The sequence below is a fragment of the Azospirillum sp. B4 genome (assembly GCF_000333275.1).
Taxonomy (GTDB): Bacteria; Pseudomonadota; Alphaproteobacteria; order Azospirillales; family Azospirillaceae; genus Nitrospirillum.
In genome coordinates, this window is sequence record NZ_BACU01000019.1 from 1 (window position 1) to 7571 (window position 7571).

Here is a 7571-nt window from a genome sequence, read left to right on the forward strand (position 1 = left end):
GTGGTGGCGATGGAGGCGTCCATGGACGTGCCGGCCAGCCCCTCCGCCGCGCGGGTCAGGGCGTCCAGGGTGTCCAGCCGGGGCAGGGTCTCGCCGACGATGCCGTTCAGGGTGCTGTCCACCCGGGCATAGGTCAGCCAACTCTGGGCCGTGATGACCAGCATGGCCAGGATGATGGCGCCGAAGGCCAAGCCCAGGCGGGCGGCCAAGCCCAGCCGGCGCTTGCCCGCTTGGGACTCGTCAGCGCTCCGCATACGTATAGGCAGTGTCCCCAAAGCGGCCATGGCTCCGTCCCTTCCCGATATGGTTGGTAGAGGCCTGGGCGCGTGATTCCCCCGTTCCCATCCGGGCGGGCTTTACCGCCGCGTCCCGTTCCCCATGCCCGCAAGGTCATAGGGCTTATTGATGATCACTGTGTGACAGTCCGGGGGACGGACAAAGAAAAAACTGACCATATGGTCAAGTTGCGCCCTATCCTTCCGGCTAGCGCCCAGCAGGGCGGCAGACAGCGGATTCTTTAGGCAGAATTTGGGGATGGGGTGGGGGCTGAAGCCCGCGGAACGCCTGGGGAAGGTGGCGTATATTGGATAAACGTTTAGGCTGACCTGCCGGTGCGGCGACTCGAGGTTTAGTGGAAGCGGCCGCTGCGGGTGGACTGCAGCACCATGTCCAGACCGGCGCGCAGGACGACCATCTGGTCGAAGGACAGGCCGGTCAGGGCCAGCAGGGCGGGCAGCAGGGTGCGGGCCCGGGTGCCCAGGGTGGTCATCACCGCGGCGCGGCTGGGCAGCGACGGGGTCGGGCGGCCGGCGCAGGTCAGGCAAAGCGTGGTCATCGTCGTCTCCTTTCCTGGCGTCGGGTCCTGGCGGCGGTGCAGCGGGGGCTCGGGGGCCGGGGTATCTGGCGTGGTTGATGTCTGAACTATATTTCTGGAACGATTTTGGCGGTAGTTGGGCAAATCGGCACTGCGCGTTCCATCACTGGAACAATGCCGAGAAAGAGGCGGCGCCGCATGACGCGACGCTTTATCTCACCCCGGCACGGCGGCCGCCGCTTGATCCGGCCCGGCACCAGCCATAAATCGGACGCAATGACAGCGTTGTATCAATGCGCATCAGTCCAGGCTGTGATGGTCTCCGCAGGGGCCATGCTGATTTCGATGAACAGGAATTCCGGTATGCGACGCCTCTCGTTCCGCGCCTTTTGCTCCATGACCCTGGCGGCCGCCTTGTCCCTTGGCGCCGCCGTCACGCCCGCCCTGGCCCAAGACCGCTGGGACGACCACCGGGACCGGCGTTGGGACGACCACCGGGGGGACGACCACCGGGGCGGGCCGGGCCCCTGGGCCCCGCATTACGGCCATTTCCGCGACCATGACGTTTTCGTCTATGGCCGTGGGCCGGTGATCGTGCCCGAGTATCGCCGGCACATGTACCGCGACGTGGTGGTGCTGCGGCCCTTTGGCGTCTACTACACCGGTTACGGCCGCTATTACCGGGATGATGAGGCCTATCGCTGGTTGGGCCTGACCGCCATCACCCTGGCGCTGCTGGACAATCTGGCGGAACAGCAACAGCGGGCGCTGGAGGATGCGCAAATCCGCGCCACCATGGCGCCCGTGGGCCAGCCCGTCATCTGGAACGACGGCAACGCCAGCGGCAGCGTGGTGGCCCTGCGCGACGGTCACACCACCGACGGCCAGTATTGCCGTGAATTCCAACAGAACGTCACCATCGGCGGCCAGACGCAGCAGGCCTACGGCACCGCCTGCCAGCAGCCGGACGGCGCCTGGCGCGTCGTGGCGGACAACTGATCGTCTCCCGCGGATTGTCCGGCGTCCCGCTTATATGACAGCCTTGCGACAGGTTATCGCCGGGCCCGTCGTATAACCGGCACAGTTGCCGTTCTGTGCGGCGATGGGACGGGCGCGCCAAGCCTGGCAAACCCGCATGGGGACCTTTAAAATGGTGCCGACGACGGGGTCGGGGCGCTGTTTCGCATCCGCCTCTCCCGCCGCCTCGCAGGACTTTCCTAACCCGTAGGGGAGCGGTGCGCCGGCATGTCCTCCATCGTCCTGTCAGACTCACCCCCAGCCCGCCGCGGCGCGCGGCGTCTGGCCCCCATGCCGGCGGCGTCCGTGACCAGCATCGCCCACGTCATCATTCCCCATGGATTCGGCGGGGCTGAGAAGCATGTGATGGAACTGGCGGCCTTCCAGGCGGATGACCACCAGGTCATGGTCATCCTGGGGCCGGGTGAGGATGGTGGCGCCGGCGCCCGCCACTTGGCCGAGTCGCTGGATCCGCGCGTCTCCGTGATCTGGCTGCCGACGCGTATGCGCACCGCGGCCCTGTTCTGGAAACTGCTGGCCCTGTGCCCGGACATCGTTCACGCCCACCTCAACACCGCCGCCCGGCGGGTGCTGCGCTGCCGGCCGGGCTGCCCCCGCGTCGTCACCCTGCACAACGGCTTTCGCGCCGGCCTGCATGACCGGTTCGACGGCATCATCCGCATCGCCGACTACCAGGGCCGCATGATGCCGGCGGCGACGCGGGACCGGTCCGTCACCGTCCACAACTGGGTGCTACCGCAAAGCGGCGCCCTGAGCCGGGAGGCGGCGCGGGCCGCCCTGGGCCTGCCGTATGACGCGCCGGTCATTGGGGGCATGGGCCGCTTGGAACTGGGCAAGGGCTTTGACGTCCTGGTGGCGGCCTACGCCCGCCTGCGCGCCCACCGGCCCGACGCGCGACTGGTGCTGTTCGGGCAGGGGGCCGAGATGCCCGCGCTGCGGGACCAGGTGGCCCAGTTGGCCTTGGGTGACAGTGTGGTCTTCGCCGGCTTCCGCCCCGACGTGCGGCGCTACCTTTCTGCCTTGGACCTGGGTGTCGTCTCCTCCCGGCATGAGCCCTTCGGCCTCACGCTGCTGGAATATGCCGACGCCGGCGTGACGCTGGTGGCCACCCGCACGGGCGGCCCGCTGGAAATCCTGGGCGCGGATTACCCCTTCCTCTGCCCGCCGGAGGATGCGCCCGCCATGGCCGACACGCTATTGGCGGCGCTGGACGGTCGCGTGTCCGCGCCCACCATCGATCTCACCCGCTTCCGGCCCGAGGTCCAGATGGCCAAGGTCGGCGCCTTTTACGCCCAACTGGCCGGCGTCCACGCGCCCGTTTCCGTTTAGGGCCGGACCTGCCCATTGTCCGGCTTGCCCGCCGCTGGCGCTTCCCTTCTTCTGAAGCGAACCGAAAGGGGGCGGGCGTGCGGGCGGTGATTTTCCTTCTAATTCTGATGGCGATGCTGGCGGCGCCAGCGGCCCCGGCGCGGCCGGTCGCGCCCTTCAGCGCCCTGGTGGCGGACTACGACGCCCTGCTGCAGGACAAGACGGGGGACGGCCGCTGCCTGCCCGATGTCAGCCCCGAGGCGGCGGCCGCCCGGCGGGAGCGGATGGCCGCCTTCGTTCGGCGATTGGAAACCGTCGATCCCAAGGGCCTGTCGTCCGCCGACGCCCTCACCTATCGCTTCATGCGCTGGGACGCGGCCGACCGGCTGGCCGGTATGGCCTTCGACCTGGATCGCATGCCGTTCAACAGCGACAGCGGTTTCTACGCCACCCTGACCTACGCCGCCAACCGCACCAACGTCCGCACCGAGGCGGAGGCTGAGGCATGGTTGTCCTGCCTGGAGGCGGCACCCGGCTACTACGCGGCCAACATCGCCAACGCGCGACGCGGCATCGCCACCGGCTTCGTCCAGCCCCGCCTGATCGTGGACGCGGTGCTGGAGATCGCGCGCAAGCAGGCCGGCACGCCGGTGGAGGAGGATGGCTTGCTGGCGCCGTTGGCCGCACCCCCGTCTGTGGCGCCGGCGGACCAGGCGGCGGCGTGGCGGGCGCGGGCGCGCCAGCTGCTGGTGGACAAGGTGCGGCCGGCCCAGCGCGCCTTCGTCACCTTCCTGGAACAGGAATACCGCCCGGCGGCACCGGAAAGCCTGGCGGCCCGCGACCTGCCTGACGGGGCGGCCTATTACGGCTGGGCCGTGCGCCACCACACCACCACCACCCTGACGCCGGACGCCGTGCACGAGATCGGACTGAAGGAGGTGGCGCGCATCCGCGCGGAGATGGAGGCGCTGATCGCCCGCACCGGCTTCACCGGCGGCTTCAGGGACTTCCTGGCCTTTCTGCGCACCGACCCCCGCTTTTACGTCACCACGCGCCGGGCCCTGCTGGAGAAGGCGTCGGAAATCGCCAAGCGTATCGACGACCAGCTGCCCGCCCATTTCGGCCGCCTGCCGCGCCTGACCTATGGTGTACGTGAGGTGCCGCGCGATATCGAGGACACGTACACCACCGGTCGCTATTTCCCCGGCGACGCCGCCAAGGGCATCGCCGGCGGCTTCATGGTCAACACCGGAAAGCTGGACCAGCGTCCCCTTTATGAATTGCCGGCCCTGGCCCTGCATGAGGCGGTGCCGGGCCATCACCTGCAAACCTCCCTGGCGGGGGAACTGGAGGATCTGCCGCCCTTCCGCCGCCGCGCCTACCTCAACGCCTATGGCGAGGGCTGGGGCCTTTATTCCGAACAGATGGGGGAGGAGATGGGCATCTACCGCGACGAGTATGAGCGGTTCGGGCGCCTGTCCTTCGACATGTGGCGGGCCTGCCGCCTGGTGGCCGACACCGGCATCCATTGGAAGCACTGGACCCTGGACCAGGCCCGCGCCTGCTTCACCGACAACACCGCCCTGGCCCCCCACAACATAGAGACGGAGCTGCGGCGCTACATCGGCTGGCCGGGCCAGGCACTGGCCTACAAGATCGGGGAGTTGAAATTGCTGGAACTGCGTCAGCGGGCGCAGGAGAAGCTGGGCGATCGTTTCAATGAGCGCGCCTTCCACGACGCCGTGCTGCTGGCCGGATCCCTGCCCCTGGACCTGCTGGAGGACCGGGTGGACGATTGGATCAAGGCCCAGCCCAAGCCCTGATCACCGGTCCCCTTTATCGGCCCATCTCGCGCAGCCAGGCGGCGTGGAAGGCGCGGATGCGCCCCTCGTTCCCGCCCAGCAGGGCCGGGCGGTCCATCTGCATCGTGCCGGCCCAGGCGGCCTCCGCCACCGTCTGGTCCTCGGCCAGCAGGCGGCGGTTGAAATCGGCCAGGTGGGCCTCGACGCCCGCCCGGGCGGCGGCGCTGGCACCTGGCTGCTGCCTGGCCAGCGACAGGCGATAGCGCAGGGTGCTGCGGCCCGGCTGGACCCCGCCATCGGGGCCGTACACCGGTTCGTACGTCTGTACGCTGGCCATCAGGCCGGCGGTCAGGCCGATCGCCAGGTTGGGGAATATGATGGCGTGGTCATAGTTGGTGAAACGGGTCAGCGGCGTCAGCTTCAGCCGCTTGGCCACCCCATCCCACCAGCGCCGCGTCTCCGCCGTCAGGCCGATGGTGCCGGTGCTGTGCGGGCCATGCTCGGCGCAGATCCAGGCGCCCTCCGTCACCGTGCGGAACGTTTCCGGGTGCACGGCATCGACGTGATAGACCTCCAGCACGTTTTCCATGCCCATCTTCCAGTCCGCCCGCCAGTCCAGCGGCGCCTGGCTGAAGGGGGCGGCGAAGCCGTCGGAGACGGCGTCGAGCCAGGTGCCCAGGGGGCCCAGCCACTCATCCAGGGGGGCGCCGCCGGGGACCAGGCGGACGAAGATGAATCGCCCACGCGCGGCCACCTCATACCGGGCCAGGGCCAAGGCCGCCTTGTCCGCCCTGTCCAGGTGGAAACAGGCGTCGTTGCCGGGGATGCCCATGGGCACGCCGTCGCGGTTATAGGTCCACCCGTGGTAGGGGCAGCGCAGGGGGCCCTGGCCGCTGTCGGTGGCGTGCAGGCGGGCGTAGCGGTGGGAACAGACGTCGCGGAAGGCGCGGATGTCGTCGTCGAAGCGCTGCACCACCACGGGCACGCCGGCGATGGTGCGCACCAGATAGCCGTCGGGGGCCGCCACCTCGTCCAGGAAGCCCACGAAGTGCCACAGGCGGGGGAACAGATCCCGCGTTTCCGCCGTCGCGGTGGCGGCGCCATAGTCGTTTGGCCCCAGCGCGGCCCGCATACCCTCTATCCTGTCCGTCATCACGCCGTTCGTCCGCCCCCTGATCACATCCCGTCAATCACATCCCGTCCAATCACATCCAGTTCAATCACAGCCGGCCTTGTCCTGATGCCACCGAAACCGCATTCTGCCCGGCATGGCCAGTGTGACCGAAGCCCTCTCCGCTGCCTATGAGCATCACGTCGCCGGCCGGCTGGACGCGGCGGTGACGCTCTATGGCCGCATACTCGACGCCGAACCCCGCAACCATGCCGCCCTCCATTTCCTGGGCTTGGCCCGCATCCAACTGGGTGACCTGGACGGCGCCACCGAAAGCATGACGCTGGCGGCGGCGGTGTCGCCCGACAATCCCACCTATCGCAGCAACCTGGGCACGGCGCTGAAGGCGCAGGGCCGGTTCGATTTGGCAGAAGAAGCCTATCGGCAGGCGCTTGCCATTGATCCCGGTCATGTGGACGCCATGGCCAACCTGGGCGGGGTGCTGCATGCCACCGGCCGGCTGGCCGCCGCCATCGCCTGCCTGGAGCGGGCCCTGCCCCTGGCGCCCGACCATGCCGTCACCCTGATCAACCTGGGTGTGGCCCTGACCGACCGGGGACAGCTGCCCCGGGCGCTGACGCTGCTGCGGCGCGCGGTGGCGGTCACCACCCCCGCCCCAGGCCAGCCTTTGGGCGAGCGGGGCGGCGAGGCGCGCTGGAACCTGGCCGTGGCCTTGCTGATGGCGGGTGATTACGCCGCCGGCTGGCCGCAGTTCGAGGCGCGGCGGTATCGATCCGGCCATGTGCTGGCGCGTCCGCCCGGGGTTGAATGGGATGGGTCCGATCCCGCCGGCCGCACCATCCTGGTCCACAGCGAACAGGGACGGGGCGACAGCCTGCAATTCGCCCGTTTCATCGCCCCGCTGGCGGCCCGGGGCGCCCGTGTGGTGCTGGCCTGCCAGCCGGAACTGGTGCGCCTGCTGACCACCGTCCCCGGTGTCGCCCAGGTGGCGTCCATTGGCGACCCGCTGCCGGCCTATGACGCCTATTGCCCACTGCTCAGCCTGCCGGCCCGGCTGGGCCTGGCCACGGCCGCGGATCTGGCCACCCCCGGCCCCTATCTGGATCTGGCGCCGGACGGGGCGCAGAGGACGGCGTTCGCCGCCCGGCTCGACGCGGCGGCGGCGGGGCGGCGGCGGGTGGGCCTGTGCTGGGCGGGCGCCCCCACCAACATCGTGGACGCGCGGCGCAGCCTGGATCCGGCCCTGCTGGTACCCCCCCTGCGGACGATAGGGACGCGTTTCGACGATCAGGTGGCCTTCGTCAGCCTGCAAAAGGGCGGCCCCGCCGCCCCGGCCGATCTGGGCCTCATCGATTGGACGGCGGAGCTCGCGGACTATGCCGACACCGCCGCCCTGGTGGCCAACCTGGATCTGGTCGTCACCGTCGACACCTCCGTCGCCCATCTGGCCGGCGCCCTGGGCCGGCCCGTCTGGCTG

The 7571-nt window shown here is 69.5% G+C and carries 7 protein-coding genes; 4 read left to right on the plus strand and 3 right to left on the minus strand.

Annotation, left to right across the window (positions count from 1 at the left end):
* Window positions 1-254, minus strand: a 254-nt coding sequence (locus tag I55_RS00515) for a hypothetical protein (protein WP_044558458.1), incomplete at its 3' end; no start/stop codon positions are given.
* 374 nt (window positions 255-628) lie between these two features.
* Window positions 629-835, minus strand: coding sequence for a hypothetical protein (locus tag I55_RS00520; protein ID WP_044558459.1), 207 nt, complete (start codon window positions 833-835; stop codon window positions 629-631).
* Window positions 836-1177: 342 nt separating this feature from the next.
* Between I55_RS00520 and I55_RS00525 the strand changes: the two genes are divergently transcribed.
* The 3 genes from I55_RS00525 to I55_RS00535 all read left to right on the plus strand — a co-directional run bounded on the left by I55_RS00525 (window position 1178) and on the right by I55_RS00535 (window position 4983).
* A complete protein-coding gene (locus tag I55_RS00525; RefSeq protein WP_049973703.1) occupies window positions 1178-1813 on the plus strand; it encodes a hypothetical protein in 636 nt (211 codons plus the stop codon).
* Window positions 1814-2059: 246 nt separating this feature from the next.
* A complete protein-coding gene (locus tag I55_RS00530; RefSeq protein WP_083900730.1) occupies window positions 2060-3181 on the plus strand; it encodes a glycosyltransferase in 1122 nt (373 codons plus the stop codon).
* 77 nt (window positions 3182-3258) lie between these two features.
* On the plus strand, window positions 3259-4983 hold the full coding sequence (locus I55_RS00535) for a DUF885 family protein (RefSeq protein WP_252180962.1): 1725 nt from the start codon (window positions 3259-3261) through the stop codon (window positions 4981-4983).
* 13 nt (window positions 4984-4996) lie between these two features.
* Here the strand turns inward: I55_RS00535 and I55_RS00540 are convergent, their stop codons facing one another.
* Window positions 4997-6094, minus strand: coding sequence for an aromatic ring-hydroxylating dioxygenase subunit alpha (locus I55_RS00540; protein WP_044558461.1), 1098 nt, complete (start codon window positions 6092-6094; stop codon window positions 4997-4999).
* 136 nt (window positions 6095-6230) lie between these two features.
* Between I55_RS00540 and I55_RS00545 the strand changes: the two genes are divergently transcribed.
* Window positions 6231-7571 (plus strand): tetratricopeptide repeat protein (locus I55_RS00545; protein WP_049973705.1); only part of this gene is annotated, 1341 nt, incomplete at its 3' end.

Coding starts and splice junctions, on each gene's coding strand:
- I55_RS00520 (WP_044558459.1), bottom strand. CDS start 835: ATGACCACGCTTTGCCTGACCTGCGCCGGCCGCCCGACCCCGTCGCTG.
- I55_RS00525 (WP_049973703.1), top strand. CDS start 1,178: ATGCGACGCCTCTCGTTCCGCGCCTTTTGCTCCATGACCCTGGCGGCC.
- I55_RS00530 (WP_083900730.1), top strand. CDS start 2,060: ATGTCCTCCATCGTCCTGTCAGACTCACCCCCAGCCCGCCGCGGCGCG.
- I55_RS00540 (WP_044558461.1), bottom strand. CDS start 6,094: ATGCGGGCCGCGCTGGGGCCAAACGACTATGGCGCCGCCACCGCGACG.